This is a genomic window from Polynucleobacter paneuropaeus, assembly GCF_003261235.1.
GTDB lineage: Bacteria > Pseudomonadota > Gammaproteobacteria > Burkholderiales > Burkholderiaceae > Polynucleobacter > Polynucleobacter paneuropaeus.
This window is the reverse complement of record NZ_CP030085.1, coordinates 202,667-221,914: the sequence shown is the minus strand read 5'-3', so window position 1 is coordinate 221,914 and position 19,248 is coordinate 202,667. Positions and strand designations below refer to the sequence as shown.

The window sequence follows — 19,248 nt, the reverse complement described above, 5'->3', positions numbered from 1 at the left end:
TCTCTCGGAAAATAAATTGGCTATATTTCAGTAATGCCTCAATTTTATCTTCCTGGACCATGGGAAACCCAAAAGCCGACCCCACTGAACTCTGAGGTCATCCATCACCTCCGCGTGAGGCGGATTGACCTTGGCGAGACCTTCCCCGTCTTTGATGGACAGGGCCAAGTAGCTAGTGCCAAATTGCTCTCCTTGGGGAAAAAAAATGGCGAGGTCGAGCTGAGCGCAATCCGAACTGATATCCATCGTGAGACCCCTTATGCCATTACTTTGGTCCAAGCCCTGGCTGGTGGCGACAAAATGGATTGGATCGTAGAAAAAACTGTTGAGACTGGCGTCCAGAGAATTGTTCCACTGCAATGTGAACGCTCAGTAATGAAGTTAAATCGCTCCAGTGATGCAGAGCGTGCGCAAAAGCGACTGAGCCATTGGCACGCCATTATTCAAGCAGCTTGTGAGCAATGTGATCGCACTGTTTTAGCTAACTTAGAGCCCATTCAAAACTTTGCTGATTTTTTGAAGACTCCCACCGCTAGTCTTAAACTCTTATTGAGTCCAGATGCTACTGTCAGCATGGTGTCAGTACTAGCTCAAAATCCGCCACAAGATGTAATTTTGATGATTGGCCCAGAAGGCGGACATTCACCTGAAGAGGAAGCTATAGCGCAAGCTGCAGGCTATCAAATCGTTTCTTTAGGTAAACGGATTCTGAGAACAGAAACGGCCGGAATCGTTGCGATTACGGCCGTCAATACTGTCTGGAGCCCAGACTCCTAGGGGCTTAAGCGAAAGAGTAGAAAACCCGATAAGGGATGCGACGCTCAGACCAGAAGTCAACCGCATCACGGAACACATCGAGCAAAGTCTCGCGCGCTTCCTTGTCAAACTTCTGAGTACAAGGTAAGCCTTCCAAGACCACTACGAAACCAGGTTGAGGTCCAGCCTTATCGACCATGGTCGTCAATGCATCCAACAATGGGTCGAAGTTTTTAGCCTGCTGCTTGGTAAACATATAGGCATTAGCAATCGCTTCTAAAACTTCACCTTTAGTCATGGCATTTGCGCAGTTAGCGTAAATGAAATGCTGGCCAAGCTCACTAGCCGCTTCAGCCAAATCGGGCGTGCGAAATGCACGGATTGACTGAACAATATTAGTGCGGACACTACGTAACATTGCGGGTGGTCCGGCATCACGGACGGCTAAAGCGGCACGCCAAGAGGCTGTCACTTTTTTGCCTGAGGCTTGATTAGCTGCAAAGTTCTGTAAGCGGGATAAACCGCCTTGGGCATAAACGTTGGCTGCGGAAGATTCAGTCTCGAGACGATCAGAGCTATCCCAACTTTCAGCCCGACTATGTTCATCCCAGACTGCTGAACTGGTGTTTTCAGGTTGATTATTCATGATGGGTGTTAGGTTACCCCGATCACGCTATCAAATCAAGCCCGAATTAAGTACTTTTTATATAAGTTATTGATTTATATAAGATTAATATATGTAAGTAAATGCTAACTTACATATATTAATCGGGTTTATGAGACCCCACGGGCGTTGCTAGCAGCCTCTACAACCGTTAAAGCAGTCACATTCACAATCCTACGAACCGTAGCTGCGGGAGTCAAAATATGAATCGGTTTAGCCACCCCTAAAAGCAGAGGCCCAATTGAGACGCCATTACCTGCTGCAGTCTTCAGTAAGTTATAGGAAATATTGGCGGCATCAATATTGGGAAGTACCAATAAATTGGCGTCACCCTTAAGTGGAGATGAGGTAACGGCGCTAGAACGAATAGACTCGTCTAATGCACTATCGCCATGCATTTCCCCATCCACTTCTAAACTGGGATCTGCTTTTTGAATCAAGGCCAAGACTTCGCGCATCTTGATTGCTGAGGGCGCATTGCTGGAGCCAAAGTTCGAATGCGACAACAAAGCAACTTTAGGTGTAATGCCCAATTTGCGCATCTCGCTAGCAGCCATGATCGTAATTTCAGCCAATTCTTCTGCGCTGGGATCAACGTTGATATGGGTATCAACCAAGAATACTTGGCGACCTGGCAGCACTAAGCCCGACATAGCGCCATACACATTCGCACCAGTCTCATGACCAATCACTTCATCAATGTACTTGAGATGGGTAGCTGAATTGCCAACAGTGCCGCAAATCATGCCATCAGCCATCCCTTTGCTGATGAGGATCGAGCCAATTAAAGTGTGACGACGACGCATCTCTAACTTCGCAAAGCTTTGTGTCACGCCCTTACGTTCTGTGAGCGCCAAATAAGTCTGCCAGAAATCTCTAAAACGAGTATCGCTCTCAGGATTAACAATTTCAAAATCATCGCCCACTTTCATGCGCAGACCAAATTTATCAATGCGATATTTAATGACCTCTGGACGACCGATCAAAATCGGCACTGCCAGATTTTCATCAATCACGATTTGCACGGCACGCAATACCCGCTCGTCTTCACCTTCAGCAAAGACAATCCGTTTTTGATTTGCCGCAACCCGTTTAGCAATATTGAATAAAGGCTTCATTAAGGTACCAGAGTGGTACACAAATTGCTGCAGCTGATTGCGATAAGCGTCAAAGTCTTTAATCGGACGAAGCGCAACACCATCATCCATTGCTGCTTTTGCGACTGCTGGTGCAATCACTGTAATTAAGCGGGGATCAAATGGCTTAGGAATGAGATAGTCTGGGCCAAAAGATAAATTGTCATTGCCATAGACCGAAGTCACTATCTCGCTTTGCTCCACCTGCGCCAACTCAGCTACTGCCTTGACTGCTGCGACTTCCATGCCACGCGTAATCGTGGTCGCACCAACGTCCAATGCACCACGGAAGATAAATGGAAAGCACAATACATTGTTTACCTGATTGGGATAATCGGTACGCCCTGTTGCCATCACGGCATCTGAACGAACTGCTTTGACTTCCTCTGGAAGAATTTCTGGAGTGGGATTAGCAAGCGCATAAATTAATGGCTTATCAGCCATTTTTTTCACCATGTCTGGTTTGAGAACACCGCCAGCAGAGAGTCCCAAGAAAATATCAGCGCCTTCAATTGCTTCGGCCAATGTTCTTAATTTAGTGTCTTGGCAGAATGGCTCTTTCTCTGGGTCCATTAATTCCTTTCGACCCTTGTAAGCAACACCTGCTAAATCGGTTACCCAAATATTTTCACGAGCAATACCCAGATCTACCAATAAATCTAAGCAAGCCAAAGCTGCAGCTCCAGCTCCTGAAGTCACCAACTTTACTTTGCCAATTTCTTTGCCAACCACCTTGAGACCATTAATAATCGCGGCGGCAACTACGATCGCAGTGCCGTGCTGGTCATCATGAAAGACCGGGATCTTCATGCGCGCCTGAAGTTTGCGCTCCACTACGAAGCAGTCTGGCGCCTTAATGTCTTCTAAGTTGATACCGCCAAAAGTAGGCTCGAGTGCTGCAATGATCTCAACTAATTTATCGGGATCGTTTTCATTGACTTCGATATCGAAAACATCAATACCGGCAAATTTTTTAAAGAGGACAGATTTCCCCTCCATCACGGGTTTGCTGGCAAGCGGCCCAATGTTGCCTAAACCTAAAACTGCAGTTCCGTTCGTGATGACACCAACTAAATTGCCACGTGCAGTGTAACGAAACGCATTAGCAGGATCTTTTGCAATCTCTTCACACGCTGCAGCTACACCAGGGGTATAGGCCAGCGCTAAATCGCGTTGATTAGTCAGTTGTTTAGTGGGGGCAATTTCAATTTTGCCAGGCACTGGAAACTCGTGGTAGTGAAGGGCTGCTTCTCTTAGGGATGCAATTTGTTGCTCTTTGGTATTGCCAGATGAACTCATGAAATTACTCGTCAATAAATCAGATGGGAGACTGTAATTCTATTCCTCCTAGATGACTGACCTATAAGCACCCTAAAATGGGGGATGACTTCTTCTGGTAAACCACTCTCTGAATTTGAGCTGATTAAGGTATTTTTTAAATCCAAAGCGGATGCAATGGATTTATCAGGTGCTCCAGCAGTCACCCTCGGAATTGGGGATGACTGCGCTCTATTAGCCACTCTGGCTCATGAGGAGCTGGCAATTACAAGCGACATGCTGGTAGAAGGTCGGCACTTTTTCAGGGATGCTAACCCTGAGTGGCTGGGCTACAAAGCCCTTGCAGTCAACCTTTCAGACTTGGCAGCGATGGGCGCTAAGCCCCAAGGTTTCACGCTTGCGCTGGCCCTGCCGCATGCTGACACTGCCTGGCTGGAATCCTTTAGCAAAGGCCTGTTTTTGGCTGCTACAGAATTTTCTTGCCCCCTGATTGGAGGTGATACCTGCCAAGGTCCCCTCAATATTTCTATTACCGCTTTCGGAAGTACTCCAAAAGGGTCTGCCATTCGACGCTCAGGCGCTAAGCCAGGTGATCAAATTTGGGTCTCTGGAACCCTGGGTGATGCAAGACTTACTCTTGCTGCACTGCGTCATGAAATAGGACTATCTAGCGATCAACTCAAAATCATTGAGTCTCGTCTACACCAACCCAGTCCCAGAATCACCTTAGGAATCGAGCTAAGAAATTTAGCGACTGCAGCCCTCGATATCTCAGACGGCTTGCTAGGTGATCTGCAACATATCTTGAACGCTTCTCATGTGGATGCCACCGTTTTTTTAAAAAACTTACCAAAGTCTGCAACTCTGCTCAAACAGAGCCAAATGATCCAAGATCAATTTGCTGCTTGCGGTGGTGACGATTATGAAATCTGCTTCACCGCATCTGCACAAAATGAATTGCCAATTAAAGCCTTGAGTAAAAAATTGGGCTTGGCTCTGACCTGTATTGGTGAAATTCAATCTTCAACATCCACTCAATCTACGATCACCCTCATCGATTGGGATGGTCACAAAATGAATTCAGTAGCTGCCTCAAAATTCATGAAATCATTTGATCACTTCGCATGAATCTACCCATCAAACATCCCACAAACTCACCATCCTTGAAGTGGGTGTTTCAAACCGCGGGTCGCACCCTCGCTTTTGGTTTTGGCAGTGGCTTGAGTCCTATTGCTCCCGGGACCGCCGGCACGCTCTGGGCTTGGGGGGTCTTTTATATTGGACAGTATATTTTTTCTTCGCAAGATTGGTTGGGGATTATTGCCTTAAGCTTTGTAGTTGGTTGTTGGGTCTGCGGCCAAGTCAGTGAAGAGTTAGGTAAAAAAGATTTTGGTGGCATTGTGTGGGATGAGATTGTGGCTTTTTGGCTGGTACTTGTGATCATCATGCCGACAGAAATTTGGTTGCAAGCCATTGCATTCATTCTCTTTCGGTTTTTTGATGCCATCAAGCCCGGCCCGATTGGGATGATTGATCGCTATTTCAAAATTCAAGAGTCTATTCAGCCCTCCGGAACATACTCACTGCGAGCCAATGTATGGCAAGGCTTTGGCATCATGGTTGATGATCTTGCTGCGGCCTTCTTTACGCTGTTGGTTATTGCGCTTGGACAAACCTTACTCAAATAATATGAATTCATCATCTACCCTAGCAAAAGCGTTATCACTCGTCCTGATTCAAAAATCCTGGAAGATCGCTCTTGCAGAATCCTGCACTGGCGGCCTTGTTTGCGCAACGCTAACGGAGCTTCCTGGTTCAAGTGATTGGTTTGAGAGAGGCTATGTCACTTATAGCAATGTCGCTAAAGCGGAGTGTCTCGGAGTGGCACCTGAAACGATTGATTCTTTTGGAGCAGTAAGTGAGCAAGTCGCTAAAGCAATGGCTGAAGGCGCCCAAAGAAATGCTGCGGTCAATGTGGGCGTAGCTATCACAGGTATTGCAGGGCCCACTGGTGGATCACCACAAAAACCCGTTGGTACAGTCTGCTTTGCTTGGTCAGTTGCAGAATCTACAATTTGCAAAACCCAATTATTTTCTGGTGACCGCCAAGCGATTCGAGAGCAAGCTTGTGCTTATGCTTTATCCGAACTACTGACACTGCTCAAATAATTACTTCATCCAACCTTTGTGGTGGAAATACCATAAAGGAATAATGGCTGATATCACCATCAGCCCCAGAGCGGCCGGATAGCCCAACATTAAATCCAGCTCAGGCATGTATTTGTAGTTCATACCCCAGATGCTGGCTAATAGAGTTGGTGGCATCAATGCAACCGACACCACGGAGAAGATCTTGATGATCTTACTTTGGTTCAAGTTAATGAAACCTACAGTCGCGTCCATCAAGAAGTTAATCTTATCGAACAAGAAAGCGGTATGGTTTTCGAGAGAATCAATGTCGCGCAGAATTTGGCGTGCCTCTTCTTGCTGCTCATCAGACAATAATTTACTGCGCATTAAAAAAGAAAGTGCGCGTCGAGTATCCATCACATTGCGACGAATATGGCCGTTGGTATCTTCTTCTTTAGCGATGGTTTCAAGAACAGAGGCTGCAGTAGAGTCATTAATACCATCTGACAAAACTTGCTTACCGGCTCGCTCAAGATTCTCATAGACCTCTTCTAGTGCATCTGCAGAATATTCAGCATCGGTTGAATACAAATCTAGCAGAACATCTTTAGCATTGCTGACTGAGCCCGGACGCAAACGTGCGCGCAAACGAACTAATCTAAAGACAGGCAAATCTTCGTCATGAATGGAAAACAGAACCTGCTTAGTAAGGACGAAGGCAACCCGAATGTTGCGGGAGACCTCTTCTTCGTCCAACAAGAAATCCGTACGAATGTGAAGATGACCATCATCGGCCTCAAAATAACGGGCTGAAGCCTCTAAGTCACCCAAATCATCCAATTCTGGTAACAAGACACCAAATGCCTCTTTAATCCAGAGCAGCTCTTCCTCTTCTGGATCAACTACGTCAATCCAAATAGGGTTGGTATATTGCAATAATTCATTGCGATCTTCGACTTGCTCTTGAGAGAGGCGGCCATTTTGCAGGACGAACAAGTTGATCATGGTGAACTCCTAAGGAATGTGCGCTAGTTTATCCTATAGCTCATGACAGTTTCGATAAATGAAGGCTTCAGCCGATGAATACTAAGTCCCCTAGCTTTACCCAGCAACTCCAAGCTGCATGGGCTTCTCAAGGCAGCATGCTCTGTGTTGGTTTTGACCCTGACCCCAAGAGAATCCCCGCCTCCCTGGCAGGTAAACCCGAGCCTATTTTTGAGTTTTGCAAAGCAATTGCCGATGCTACGGCAGACCTTGTCTGCGCCTTCAAGCCCCAAATTGCCTACTTTGCCTCACAGGGGGCAGAGACTCAACTCAAAAAACTGATCAGTCACCTCAAGACACAATACCCATATATTCCGGTGATTTTGGATGCTAAACGGGGTGATATTGGAAGTACTGCGGAGCATTATGCGATGGAGGCTTTTGAGCGCTATGGTGCTGATGCAGTGACCGTGAATCCTTATATGGGCTTTGATTCTATTGAACCCTATTTACGCTACACCCAAAAGGGTGTGATCGTGCTGTGTCGTACCTCTAATCCGGGTGGGTCTGATTTGCAATTTCTCAAAAATAGCTCGACTGGTGAACCACTCTATCTTGAGGTGGCTAAACTCGCTGCCAGCAAATGGAATGCCTCAGGTCAACTAGGTCTAGTAGTAGGCGCTACCTTTCCAGAGGAAATTGCTAAGGTCAGAAACCTGGTTGGTGATATGCCGCTCCTAATTCCGGGGATTGGCGCGCAAGGTGGTGACATTGCTGCTACCGTCAAAGCGGGCAGTATTGCTCAAAAACCCGGAACTGGAATGATCATCAACTCATCTAGAGCGATTTTGTATGCCAGCAGTGGTGAAGATTTTGCGCAGGCCGCTAGAAAAGTTGCCCAGACTACAAGGGATGCTCTAAACGCTGCCGCGAAGTGAACTAGCGAGAGTTGCTTTTAGAGATTGGTGCTAGAGCAATCCGATCCATACTCCCGAGAATAAATTCTTGGCGGGCAGCGTAATCAATACTGCCTCTCCGACAAAATTGCGCCTTATCAAAACACTTTGGCGCTGGTAGGGCTGATGCTAAGGCTGCAGCTTCCTCGCGGGATAAAGCAGCAGGACTCGTCGAGAAATAATGTTGACTTGCTGCGCCAATTCCGAAGATGCCTTCACCCCACTCCACAGAGTTGAGATAAATCTCAAATAATCTTTGTTTTGGAAGAATGAGTTCTAAATAAGCAGTAATCAGAAGCTCTTGGCCTTTACGCAGGTAATCCTGCTCAGACGATAAAAATAAATTCTTGGCTAGTTGCTGAGTGATAGTTGAGCCACCTCGTAGAGCTGTCTTAGATTGACCTTTTTTCTGTTGATTCTTTTCCCAAGCCTTTTCCATATCCTCTACACGTACACCATGGTGCTGAAAAAAGATATCGTCCTCACTCACGAGCACGGCCCGCTTCAGATTGGGAGAGATCTGTTGATAAGGAACCCAATAGGAATGAAATGGGCAAGACCAATGCAAGCCGCATAAGCGCCAGTGCTCCGCTCTCTCAAAGGCGGTATCACCAGGATTAAACCAAGACCATAAACCGATCTGCAGCACAAAATAAATTTGCATAGCAAGCAAGCCGCTGAGCAAACATTTTGCAAGATAACCCAACCAACGCATTACAGCATCAAGAGCGAAGTTGAGCTAAGACTGAGCGAGGATGAATCTGCGCACTCAAATCAGATCCGCGCCAGATCAAGAAAGCATCAGCAGCCTGCTCTACCAGCATACCCAAACCATCACTCACCCGCGCGCCACAATAGATGGCCTGCTTCATTAAGGGCGTACTTTTGCCATAGACCATATCGTAGGCGAAGCTAGCGGGCGTAAAGATATTGGTAGCAGCTTGATCGCTTAGTGGGGATTCATCTGTTAAACCAGCAGCACTGGCATTGACGACCAAATCAAAAGGAGTATTTGTGATGGCTGAGTTCTCAAGTTCATCTAAAGAACGAATTAACAAATCAACATTCTGCATTTTTGCTTTTTCTGCAAAGAGCTTGCCTAAGTCTTGCGCTTTATCAGGGGAGCGGTTGGCGATCACCAGAGCTTGTGGCTTTTGATCTAAGAGCGGCCCCAAAACACCTCGTGCAGCACCACCTGCACCAACCAACAGAATACGTGCATCCTGCAAACGAATGCCCTGTGCCAACAAATCTCTGACTAAGCCTGCACCATCAGTATTGTCCCCATGAATCTTTCCGGATTGAAGCCACAAAGTATTTACTGCACCTGCTAGTTCGGCTCTTGGCGTGAGAATATCTGCAAACACTTTTGCGTCTAGCTTAAAGGGGACTGTGACATTTAAGCCCTTCCCACCCGCAGTAAAAAATGCTTTTGCAGTTTGTATAAAACCGTCTAGGGGCGCTTCAAGATATCCGTAGTGAATCGCTTGTTTGGATTGCTGGGCAAATTGGGTGTGAATTTGTGGGGACTTACTATGGGATATGGGGTGGCCGACAACAGCATAGACATCCAATCCTGAAAACTGGCTAGGGTCGGTATCTAAATGCATAGGGGCTGGTGTGTGATTCGTGCTCATCTGACTACAGCATAAGCGAATTTGCTAATGACGCAACTCTAGTCGATCAGTACCATCGCGAGTGAAATCAAAGCTTGCAATCCAATCCAAAATATCAATCTGCTTTTGCATCGGCTCAGGGAACATGCCAAAGGGGGCAGATGCTCGGACAATCGCCAGCGCTTGCCGATCTAGCTCCGGGTTTCCAGAGCTACGACCAATACTTAAACCATCCTTTCCCTGAGGATTATTGATGATTCGCCCCTGAGAATCCACGCTTACGACGATGATAAGGCTGCCATATAGGGGGTGCCCGTTTGCTCGAGGGAAGAAAGTGCTGCCATAGGCCTCAATCTTTTGTCGCATAGCATCGTAATACTGGGCAAATACGACCGATTTCGTAGTAGTGCTAGTCATGACTTTATGACGCATACCACGCCCTTCAGTTTGAAGACGTTTTGATAACTCGGCTTCCAAAGAATTGAGCTGAGGCAAAGCATGCTGTGCCTCACCACTTTTTTGACCACCAGACTTTAATCGCTCGGCCTCTAGTTTCGCTAGCATTTGCTTTTGCTGCTTCTCTAATACCTCTAGGCGTGCCTCGGTACCCAAGCGTGCACGATGTAATGCAGTTGCGTCCTGATCCGTACTAGACCCACCGCCTTGCAAATCGACTTGCGCCAATTTACTTGCCTCTGGCGTTTTAGTATGGCTCGCTGCATTGACTAGAACCACACTCAATGGCGTATTGAGTCTACGACTTTGAATCTCTCCCAAACCCCAGCGAAATGATAAGAAGATGAGATGAATGACTAAGGAGATACAAATCGCTAGTCCCAAAGGATGGCGTCGCCATGCTTTCTCAAATAGTGTTTGGGCTCGTCCGAGCTGAGGCCAAGCAGGTCTACGCAGCGCTTGCATCATCCTCACCACGCTCAGGTGCCACCTCAACTGGGGCTGGTTCAGATTCAACATGTAATACCCGGGCACTTGCACTCAGCTGCAATAGATCTAAATCGGTAATCTCCACTTCTGCTCTCGTCATGCGGGGGTGTGTTGCTAACTCAGGAATAGCAATGTGCAGAGGGACTGCTTCAAGACGAGACATCCCCTCTTTGAGGTGTCGTACAAAAACTGTTTTGGGTAGACCTTGCTGTTGTAGCCAACGTAGACACCAATATTTTTCTAAGCGATCCTGAAACTCTCCGTAAGCTTGGTAACAGGTCTCAAAGTCAGCAGCGATCCCCATCAAGCTAGCATCCTTTGAAGAAAAAGGAGCTACCATCTTGGCGGTTACGCCATGTTTAGCCAGGGCAATCAATTGCCATTGGTTGACTAAATCAGAATAGCGGCGCAGGGGTGAGGTTGACCAAGCGTAGTAATCCAAGCCTAAGCCTTCATGAGGCCCAGGGGTGGTTTGCATCCGCGTCCGTAATGGTCCCCAACCCTTTTGGGTACGAAATAAACCTGGCAAGCCATGCTCTGATAGCAAATGTCCAGCGCTACTGTTACAAAAGATCATCCACTCAGCAACAATCGTATCCAAGATCGAGCCGCGCTGACGTGGCACGATCTCAACAAACTGGTCACCAGAGCGCTCTTCAATCTCAAAATAGAAATCTCTAGCGAGTGCATTGGGATCTACCAGGCCCAATTGTTCAGCGCGCAAGCCATTAGCGACGCGCCGCTCTTGGCGTGCAGCATGCAAATGCTGGGCTCCTTTCCACAAGATGGCCAACTCTTCATGAAATGGAAATACCTCTTTATTTGCAAAGGCTTCTTCAGTAACTAGGTGCTCAAGATCTTCTAGACGTAAGTTAGCAAGAATAGGCACCCGCTCTGCTCGAATCTCTAAAGTATCTTCTTGTAATTTATTGTCCGCATCGAGATCGACATACATAGAAAGCGCTGCCCGCTCTCCACCTTCATCTAAGGAGAATTGCGTAATGATGGAATCGGGCAACATCGTCATCTTGTCACCGGGGAAATAGACCGTCGACATACGATGACGTGCTACCAAATCGACTGGATCATCTTTTGCAATCACCAATCCAGGAGCTGCAATATGGATACCGATGCGGTGACCACCGCCTTCCAATGGCGTAACAGATAGAGCATCATCAATCTCAGTAGTGCCAGAGTCATCAATCGAGAATGCTTTAACCTGCGGTACCGGCAATTCAGCAAAACGAATGTCACACAAAGCTTGGTCAATTCCAGTTTGCTCATGATGCTCAGCACCTTGAGGAAAATGGGTCTTGAGAAACATTTCTTGATGAAAGGCCAGTGGAGAATCAATAGCTCCACAACGAATCATCAATTGAGCTGCTGACTCGCCAGTCTCCGAACATGCGGCTTGGAGCGCCTTATAGGCACTGGTATTTTTATCAGGATTAAATAGCAATTGCTTTCTGATGGAGCGCAAAGTTGCTGGAAATTGGCCGGCAATCAGCTCTTGTTGCCAAGCTTGTTGTTGCTCTAATTCTTTTTGCTTGCGCTCCATGGCCGCTAAGCCGGCTTGCAGTTGTTCTAAAGGTGCACGCTGAAAACGTCCACGCCCTTTGCGCCGAAAAAATACCGGGGCGCCTTGTAATGCGAGGCCTAAAGCCACTTGCTGTTCAATGCTAGCCTGATCTCCAAAATATTCTTGAGATACATCAACCAAGCCAAACTCTTCATCAGGGGCGCAGTCCCATAATAGTTGCAAATCAATCCCTGCGGATAACGCATTGGCTTGAGTCATGACTGCATGCGCATCAGAATTTTCAAAACGCAGCCAAACTTCTTTTGCCTTGAGTTTAATTTTTTTACCCGAGAGCGTCGTAGCTTGCCAGGATTCTGCATCTCCAACACCACTGGCAGATTGCGTAGTGGCAATCTTGAGATCGCCACTCTCTTCGAATAAGAGATGCATGTTTATAGGGAAATTCCGCCGCTGGCTTCGAGTGCCACGCCATTGACATAACTAGCTTCATCGCTTGCCAAGAATAAATAGACGTTTGCCATTTCCTCTGGCGTACCCAAACGCCCCAACCAACTCCGCTTTTCGATATCTTGGAGGATATTGTCTGGCATCGCTTTGACCATCTCGGTTGAGATAAAACCAGGACAAACTGCGTTCACCCGAATGCCTTTAGCGCCGAGTTCCCGAGCCCAGGTCTTTGTAAATCCAATCACTCCAAACTTCGTTGCTGAGTAATTGGTTTGCCCAAAATTTCCATAGATACCAACTACGCTTGAGGCATTGACAACAGCGCCCTTACCTTTTTCCAACATATGCGGCACAACGAGTTGAGTGCAATTAAAAACACCCTTCAAATTGACATCAATAACGGCATCAAACTGAGCCTCGGTCATTTTGATTAATCTTGCGTCTTGTGTAATGCCAGCGTTATTGATCAAAATATCGATCTGTCCATGACGCTCAAGAATTTGGTCGAGTGCTATCTGAATACTCGCCCGATCAGTCACATTCACTACAAAAGCTTCCGCATTCGGAATCTGGGCAGCAGCTGTCTTGACTGCTTCCATACTGATATCAGCAATCATGACCTTAGCGCCCTCCTCCGCAAAACGCTTTGCTGTAGCAAAACCAATTCCCTTAGCGGCACCAGTAATGATGGCTACTTTATCTTTTAGTCTTTCACCCATATGGATCTTCTTTTCTTAACCTAAGACTTCATTTAAATAGATTTATAGTGCTTGCAAAATCTTTTGGTGCACTCCACCAAAGCCGCCATTACTCATTACCAAAATATGATCTCCCGGCTTTGCTTCTTTAGTGATTGCATTTACTAGAACATCTAAGTCATCATGTGCCTGAGCCCTCGCTGACTGTTCATTCAAGGGCGATAGGACTTCTGCTAAATCCCAACCCAAGCTCTCTTTCCCAGAATGTGCGCCATAGGCAAAAATCAAGTTAGCCTTTTCTAAACTAGCAGGTAGCTGTGCCTTCATCACACCTAGCTTCATCGTGTTAGAGCGAGGTTCAAGTACCGCTAAGATTCTGGCATCTCCAACTCGGCGACGCAAACCATCGAGGGTAGTAGCAATTGCAGTGGGGTGATGGGCGAAATCATCATAGACGGTGATTTGATTTTTAACGCCAACGGTCTCTAAGCGACGCTTCACATTTTTAAATTCACCCAAGGCTTTTGCGGCCTCTGCTGGAGTGATACCAATGTGATTTGCAGCCGCTATCGCCGCTAGCGCATTCAACTGGTTGTGCCGCCCCATCACGCCAGAATCTTTTGCCCATCTGACTGTCGCCACTTCTTTACCTGAGTACAAAACAATGAAATCGTCGCCCGACAAAGAAACTAATCCCCAAGTATTTTGAGGATCTTGGCCGAAAGTTTCTACTGGAGCCCAAGCTCCTCGAGCAATCACACGCTCTAATGCAGGCTCTTCGCCATTAACGACAACCAAACCATTACTAGGAACCGTTCTCACAAGGTGATGAAACTGAGTTTCGATTGCGGCTAGATCGGCAAAGATATCAGCGTGATCAAATTCCAAATTATTGAGAATGGCTGTGCGTGGTCGATAGTGGACAAACTTACTGCGTTTATCAAAAAATGCTGTGTCGTATTCATCCGCTTCAATGACAAAATATTGGCTTTCACCTAAACGTGCTGATACCGTAAAGTTCAGCGGCACTCCACCAATTAAGTAGCCTGGTTTGTAATTGTTGTATTCCAAAATCCAAGTCAACATGGCGGACGTTGTGGTTTTTCCATGGGTGCCCGCAACTGCTAAAACATGACGGCCATACAAAACTTGTTCGCCTAACCACTGTGGGCCTGAAATATAAGGTAGGCCCTGATTTAAAATCGCCTCCATCAAGGGATTGCCACGAGAAACCACATTGCCAATTACAAATAGATCGGGCATGGTTTCAAACTGAGATAATTGCTCAGGGGAGTATCCTTCTATCAACGCAATACCCTGTGCCTCTAACTGGGTACTCATTGGTGGATAGACGTTCAAATCACATCCGGTGACACGATGGCCTGCCTGCCTGGCGATAGCAGCAATGCCGCCCATGAAGGTGCCGCAAATGCCTAAGATATGAATATGCATTGGGGAATTTTAGCTAAGGACTAGTAATGAATCGCAGACAGTGGCTCACTATCATCGCAATTGGTTTTTTTGCCCTCCTCGCTGGAGTATTCAGCTCGCACTGGATCAACCAACCCCAGCTAGCCAGTGAGGTCGCTATTGAGCATTTTTTGGGACATGATTGGCAAGATCCTGATGGCAAGCCGGCCAACAGTGCCAATTGGCAAGGCAAGCTCTTGGTAGTCAACTTTTGGGCTTCCTGGTGCCCTCCCTGCGTTGAAGAAATGCCGGCTTTAAGCCGCCTTCAAACCGAGTTTAAGCAACAAAATGTCCTATTTGTCGGTATCGGTATCGATTCACCCTCTAACATTCGTGAATTCCTTAAAAAAACCCCAGTTGCTTATCCGATCGTAATTGGTGGAATAGATGGCAGCAATATCAGCAAAGAGATGGGCAATACTCAAGGGGCTCTTCCCTTTACCGTTGTGATCAATTCTCAAGGTAAAGCGGTTAGCAGCAAATTAGGAAAAATAAGCGAAGATGAGCTAAGAAGCATCATTAAGGCTAATTTATAAGCTATCTTAGACGTAGTTAATAAATTTGAATATTGATTAATTGATCCTATTTTGCCTATTTTTTAGGCAAAAATACCCCTTATATTAGGGTCATTCATAGCCAAAAGAATGCTTTTTAGCCCATTCAAGGGGTATACTGATCTCGTCTTTAGTGGCCTCAAAACCCTTTAAATCAGCCTTTTTGCCAAAAGCCAAATTATTCAACTGATAACAAAAGCGCTTAAAAATACCTATCTATGTCAAAAAATCCCTCAATTCTGGTAGTTCAAGGTCCCAACCTCAATCTACTGGGCACCCGCGAGCCAGAGGTATACGGCAAAACAACCCTAGAAGATATCCACCAAAAGCTTGGACAACTAGCCAATAGCCACTCTGTAAATCTGGATACCTATCAAAGCAACCATGAGGGTGAACTGATTGATCGGATTCAGAAAGCCAAACAAGAGAGCGTTGATTTCATCATCATTAACCCCGGTGCTTTTACCCATACGAGCGTTGCACTTCGGGATGTCTTGGCAGGAGTTGCCATTCCATTTATTGAAGTCCATCTTTCGAATATTCACCAGCGCGAAGAATTTCGTAAGCATTCTTATTTATCCGATATAGCCACCGGCGTGATTTGTGGTCTTGGTGCGCTTGGCTACGAATTAGCAATGGCAGCGGCAATTGCCCGCATACAAAAATAATAATTGAATTTAAAAGGGGTAAACCATGGATCTTAGAAAACTCAAAACCCTGATCGACCTTGTTGCCGAATCTGGCATCTCGGAGTTGGAGGTGAATGAGGGCGAAGATCGTGTTCGCATTGTGAACGCTGGAACATCCAATGTTGGCAGTGGGCAGGTGGTCTATGCAAACCCCACGCCTATGCAAAATATGTCGTCAACTCCAGCGTCTGCTGCTGCAATCAGTGCCGAGCCGATTGCTCAAGTTGCTGTTGTAGAAGCTGGGTTTACAGTGCACTCCCCCATGGTTGGTACTTTCTATAGAGCGCCAAACCCCGAGTCTCCTGATTTTGTAAAAGTAGGTGACACAGTGGCTGTAGGACAAACGCTTTGCATCATCGAAGCGATGAAATTACTTAATGAGATCGAAGCTGAAAAAGCCGGCGTCATTAAACAAATTCTTTGTGAAAACGGCCAGGGTGTTGAGTTTGATCAACCTCTCTTCGTCATTGCTTAACTCTAGGCCTCCATGTTCGATAAGATTCTGATTGCCAATCGGGGTGAGATCGCCCTTCGTATTCAACGCGCCTGTCGTGAATTAGGCATTAAAACGGTAGTGGTCTACTCCACCGCAGACAAAGAAGCAAAGTATGTAAAGCTCGCTGATGAAGCTGTTTGTATTGGGCCTCCACCATCTCCCTTAAGCTACTTGAGCATGCCGGCGATTATTTCTGCGGCTGAGGTAACTGATGCTGAAGCGATTCACCCAGGATATGGATTTCTTTCTGAGAATGCCGACTTTGCAGAACGTGTTGAGAAATCAGGCTTTGCGTTCATTGGGCCTAAGGCAGAATCGATTCGGCTGATGGGCGATAAAGTTTCAGCGAAGCGCGCGATGATCAAAGCAGGTGTTCCTTGCGTGCCAGGTTCAGAAGGTGCGCTGCCTGATGACCCCAAAGAAATTATTGCTACAGCGAAACGGGTTGGCTATCCTGTCATCATCAAAGCAGCCGGTGGTGGTGGTGGCCGTGGCATGCGCGTAGTTCATACTGAAGCAGCCCTGATTAATGCTGTCAACATGACGCGTGAAGAAGCGGGTCGCGCCTTTGGTAATCCCGAGGTCTACATGGAAAAGTTTTTAGAAAAACCACGCCATGTTGAAATTCAAGTACTCGCCGATACTCATGGCAACGCAATCTGGCTCGGTGAACGCGATTGCTCTATGCAGCGTCGTCACCAAAAAGTGATTGAGGAAGCACCAGCACCAGGAATTGATCGTCGCCTAATTGCGAAGATTGGTGAGCGTTGTGCAGAAGCCTGCAGGAAAATTGGCTATCGCGGTGCAGGCACCTTCGAATTTCTCTATGAAGATGGAGAGTTTTTCTTTATTGAGATGAACACGCGTGTTCAAGTTGAACATCCTGTAACTGAAATGATTACAGGTGTGGATATTGTCCAAGAACAGATTCGGATTGCTGCAGGCCTCAAATTAGCCTACCGTCAAAAAGACATCGTCTTTCGTGGGCATGCTATCGAGTGTCGAATTAATGCTGAAGATCCCTTCAAGTTCACCCCAAGCCCTGGTCGGATTCAGTCTTGGCATATGCCTGGCGGTCCTGGTATTCGGGTTGATTCCCATGCTTACAGCGGCTACATGGTGCCATCGCACTATGACTCCATGATTGGCAAACTGATTTCTTATGGCGTTACTCGCGAACAAGCGATTCGTCGTATGCAAATTGCGCTCTCAGAAATGGTGATAGACGGAATTACAACCAACGTCCCGCTTCATCGAGAGCTGATGCTCGATCCGAACTTCATTGAAGGCGGCACGAGTATCCATTACCTCGAGCACCGCTTGGAAGAACAAGCTGCCAGTCGCGGTAAAGCGTAAATATGGCCTATCGTGAACTTATTTTCACGGTCGTTGCTGAAATTGCAGAGCCTCTAGGGGATGCACTTCTAGAGCTTGGCGCACTCTCTGTCACCGTCGAGGATGACGCAGCTGGTGGCTATGATGAAAACCCACTCTATGGCGAGCCTGGCCTCTCTCCCGAAGTGCAGGCATGGGATCGCTCATCTGTTACTGTACTCTTCAATCCTGAAATTGATCAATCAGACGCGCCAGATTTCATCAGCAACTTAATGGCTTCTCTAAAGGATCTGGGTTTTGAGATTCAAGCTCCAGAAGAGCAGCGTGTTGAAGAACAGGATTGGGTACGTTTAACGCAAAGTCAATTTGCGCCGATTCAGATCGGTAAACGCATTTGGGTAGTTCCTTCTTGGCATGATGCACCATCGAATGATCCAGAAGCAATTTGCCTTGCCGTAGATCCGGGCCTGGCTTTTGGCACAGGCAGTCATCCGACCACCCATCTGTGTTTACTCTGGCTAGAGCAGCACACCCAATTGCGCGATCAGACCTTACTGGATTACGGGTGCGGTTCTGGTATTTTGGCGATCGCTGCTGCAAAACTCGGCTGTACTGCAGTAGTTGGTACTGATATTGATCCACAAGCCATTGTTGCTGCACAGAGCAATGCCCAGATCAATCAGGTTGAGATTCAATTTATTCTCCCCAATGAGGGTGCTATTGAACTCGCACCTGAGACCAAGTACGACATCGTGATGGCCAATATCTTGGCTAATCCACTCCAGGTTCTGGCGCCAGCCTTAGTCAATAAAATTCGGCCAGGCGGTCAAATTGTTTTGTCTGGTGTTTTGGCACGACAGGCAGAAGAAGTCATTGCTACCTACCGCCAATGGCTCGAGTTGTCGATTTGGCAAGAAAGTGAAGGATGGGTTTGCTTACAGGGAACCCTGCCAAACAAATCACGAGATTATTCTTTAGTCGGCATTAAGAAAAAAGTAAAACCGGTCTTGCTCGTCCTGTTTTGGGTCTTGGTTCTCTTGTTAGGTGAGCATATGTTCAGACAAACTTTACTTCCAACCCTCGCGCCCTTCTCAGATAACAACTCAAATAGGTTTTCACAGCGCGCTTTTTTTGTGCTGCAACAAATTGATCGCAAATTATGCAGTGCCTTAGGCTGCGTAGATCGCCCTGTAAGCGATTTTTCTACATGGAAGATCACTGCGGCAAGCCTTGCACTCAACAAGGCTCAAGAAGGCCTTCAAAATCCCTCTAAGCAATCTATTCTGCAAGTAGATATACAAAATCGTCTCGCTCTTGCTGTTTTATGGCCCAGTTTGGAAGTTTCTTTGACTGATGCAGAAGAATCTGTCATTCAAACGATCACCTTTTCGCCTGCTGAATGGATCCCTTCACAGTTTCAAGAACTTCACCCAGACTTTTTGCGCAGTGGTGCACCTGCTTTAGAAAGTATTCATGCTGAACTAGTAATTACCCTAGCCGATCAAGTGGCAGGTTACCGTGTTCGGCTGTTTTATCCTTCTCACTAATTTTTTT

At 46.8% G+C, this 19,248-nt stretch carries 19 protein-coding genes and 1 pseudogene; 11 read left to right on the top strand and 9 right to left on the bottom strand.

Translation table 11 applies throughout. The features are described from left to right. Positions 1–33: 33 nt before the first annotated feature. Positions 34–777: a 16S rRNA (uracil(1498)-N(3))-methyltransferase gene (locus Pas1_RS01215; protein ID WP_112294246.1), complete on the top strand. Its 744-nt coding sequence runs from the start codon at positions 34–36 to the stop codon at positions 775–777. A 4-nt stretch (positions 778–781) separates the two neighbouring features. On the opposite strand, the gene Pas1_RS09715 is transcribed toward Pas1_RS01215, so the two are convergent. Further along, positions 782–1,402 (bottom strand): barstar family protein, encoded by a 621-nt coding sequence (locus Pas1_RS09715; protein ID WP_112202920.1) that lies wholly within the window; start codon positions 1,400–1,402, stop codon positions 782–784. Between the two features lie 128 nt (positions 1,403–1,530). Next, positions 1,531–3,855 (bottom strand): NADP-dependent malic enzyme, encoded by a 2,325-nt coding sequence (locus Pas1_RS01205; RefSeq protein WP_112208784.1) that lies wholly within the window; start codon positions 3,853–3,855, stop codon positions 1,531–1,533. Between the two features lie 84 nt (positions 3,856–3,939). On the opposite strand from Pas1_RS01205, the gene thiL reads away from it, so the two are divergent. Genes thiL through Pas1_RS01190 form a run of 3 tightly spaced genes read left to right on the top strand, consistent with a single transcriptional unit; the run spans position 3,940 to position 6,003 of the window. Beyond that, the gene (gene thiL / locus Pas1_RS01200) at positions 3,940–4,962 is read left to right on the top strand and encodes a thiamine-phosphate kinase (RefSeq protein ID WP_112294245.1); all 1,023 of its coding nucleotides are present in this window, start codon (positions 3,940–3,942) and stop codon (positions 4,960–4,962) included. Then, the gene (locus tag Pas1_RS01195; RefSeq protein ID WP_112202914.1) at positions 4,959–5,522 is read left to right on the top strand and encodes a phosphatidylglycerophosphatase A family protein; all 564 of its coding nucleotides are present in this window, start codon (positions 4,959–4,961) and stop codon (positions 5,520–5,522) included. Before thiL ends, Pas1_RS01195 begins: the two co-directional genes overlap by 4 nt. Position 5,523: 1 nt before the next feature. After that, positions 5,524–6,003 carry a CinA family protein gene (locus Pas1_RS01190; protein ID WP_112202912.1) on the top strand — a complete coding sequence of 160 codons (480 nt, stop codon included), beginning with the start codon at positions 5,524–5,526 and terminating at the stop codon, positions 6,001–6,003. Here the strand turns inward: Pas1_RS01190 and corA are convergent, their stop codons facing one another. Continuing rightward, on the bottom strand, positions 6,004–6,969 hold the full coding sequence (corA, locus tag Pas1_RS01185) for a magnesium/cobalt transporter CorA (RefSeq protein WP_112202910.1): 966 nt from the start codon (positions 6,967–6,969) through the stop codon (positions 6,004–6,006). A gap of 74 nt (positions 6,970–7,043) precedes the next feature. Here corA and pyrF point away from each other — a divergent pair, with 74 nt between their 5' ends. Beyond that, positions 7,044–7,886: an orotidine-5'-phosphate decarboxylase gene (pyrF, locus tag Pas1_RS01180; protein ID WP_112202908.1), complete on the top strand. Its 843-nt coding sequence runs from the start codon at positions 7,044–7,046 to the stop codon at positions 7,884–7,886. A gap of 1 nt (position 7,887) precedes the next feature. Here pyrF and mtgA read toward each other — a convergent pair whose 3' ends face one another. Genes mtgA through mpl form a run of 6 tightly spaced genes read right to left on the bottom strand, consistent with a single transcriptional unit; the run spans position 7,888 to position 14,602 of the window. Continuing rightward, on the bottom strand, positions 7,888–8,619 hold the full coding sequence (gene mtgA / locus Pas1_RS01175; protein ID WP_112294244.1) for a monofunctional biosynthetic peptidoglycan transglycosylase: 732 nt from the start codon (positions 8,617–8,619) through the stop codon (positions 7,888–7,890). 7 nt (positions 8,620–8,626) lie between these two features. Continuing rightward, complete coding sequence (aroE, locus tag Pas1_RS01170) at positions 8,627–9,541, bottom strand: shikimate dehydrogenase (protein WP_112208778.1); 915 nt, start codon at positions 9,539–9,541, stop codon at positions 8,627–8,629. 24 nt (positions 9,542–9,565) lie between these two features. Next, complete coding sequence (locus tag Pas1_RS01165; RefSeq protein WP_225971627.1) at positions 9,566–10,444, bottom strand: energy transducer TonB; 879 nt, start codon at positions 10,442–10,444, stop codon at positions 9,566–9,568. Beyond that, entirely contained in the window at positions 10,425–12,434 is a 2,010-nt protein-coding gene (locus Pas1_RS01160; protein ID WP_112294243.1) for a ribonuclease catalytic domain-containing protein, read from the bottom strand. The genes Pas1_RS01165 and Pas1_RS01160 overlap by 20 nt, the downstream gene beginning before the upstream one ends. Before the next feature lie 2 nt (positions 12,435–12,436). Beyond that, on the bottom strand, positions 12,437–13,171 hold the full coding sequence (gene fabG / locus Pas1_RS01155) for a 3-oxoacyl-ACP reductase FabG (RefSeq protein WP_112202900.1): 735 nt from the start codon (positions 13,169–13,171) through the stop codon (positions 12,437–12,439). Positions 13,172–13,213: 42 nt separating this feature from the next. Then, on the bottom strand, positions 13,214–14,602 hold the full coding sequence (mpl, locus tag Pas1_RS01150) for a UDP-N-acetylmuramate:L-alanyl-gamma-D-glutamyl-meso-diaminopimelate ligase (protein WP_112294242.1): 1,389 nt from the start codon (positions 14,600–14,602) through the stop codon (positions 13,214–13,216). A 26-nt stretch (positions 14,603–14,628) separates the two neighbouring features. Here mpl and Pas1_RS01145 point away from each other — a divergent pair, with 26 nt between their 5' ends. The 6 genes and pseudogenes from Pas1_RS01145 to Pas1_RS09705 all read left to right on the top strand — a co-directional run bounded on the left by Pas1_RS01145 (position 14,629) and on the right by Pas1_RS09705 (position 19,241). After that, positions 14,629–15,156, top strand: coding sequence for a TlpA family protein disulfide reductase (locus tag Pas1_RS01145; protein WP_112202896.1), 528 nt, complete (start codon positions 14,629–14,631; stop codon positions 15,154–15,156). A 236-nt stretch (positions 15,157–15,392) separates the two neighbouring features. Beyond that, a complete protein-coding gene (gene aroQ, locus Pas1_RS01140; protein WP_112202894.1) occupies positions 15,393–15,842 on the top strand; it encodes a type II 3-dehydroquinate dehydratase in 450 nt (149 codons plus the stop codon). A gap of 25 nt (positions 15,843–15,867) precedes the next feature. Continuing rightward, positions 15,868–16,338, top strand: coding sequence for an acetyl-CoA carboxylase biotin carboxyl carrier protein (gene accB, locus Pas1_RS01135; RefSeq protein ID WP_112202892.1), 471 nt, complete (start codon positions 15,868–15,870; stop codon positions 16,336–16,338). 12 nt (positions 16,339–16,350) lie between these two features. Beyond that, the gene (accC, locus tag Pas1_RS01130) at positions 16,351–17,715 is read left to right on the top strand and encodes an acetyl-CoA carboxylase biotin carboxylase subunit (protein WP_112202890.1); all 1,365 of its coding nucleotides are present in this window, start codon (positions 16,351–16,353) and stop codon (positions 17,713–17,715) included. Positions 17,716–17,717: 2 nt separating this feature from the next. After that, a pseudogene (gene prmA, locus Pas1_RS09710) lies at positions 17,718–18,641 on the top strand (50S ribosomal protein L11 methyltransferase); the annotation flags it as partial. Between the two features lie 105 nt (positions 18,642–18,746). Further along, positions 18,747–19,241, top strand: coding sequence for a DUF3426 domain-containing protein (locus Pas1_RS09705; RefSeq protein ID WP_252865976.1), 495 nt, complete (start codon positions 18,747–18,749; stop codon positions 19,239–19,241). The last annotated feature ends 7 nt before the right edge of the window (positions 19,242–19,248 follow it).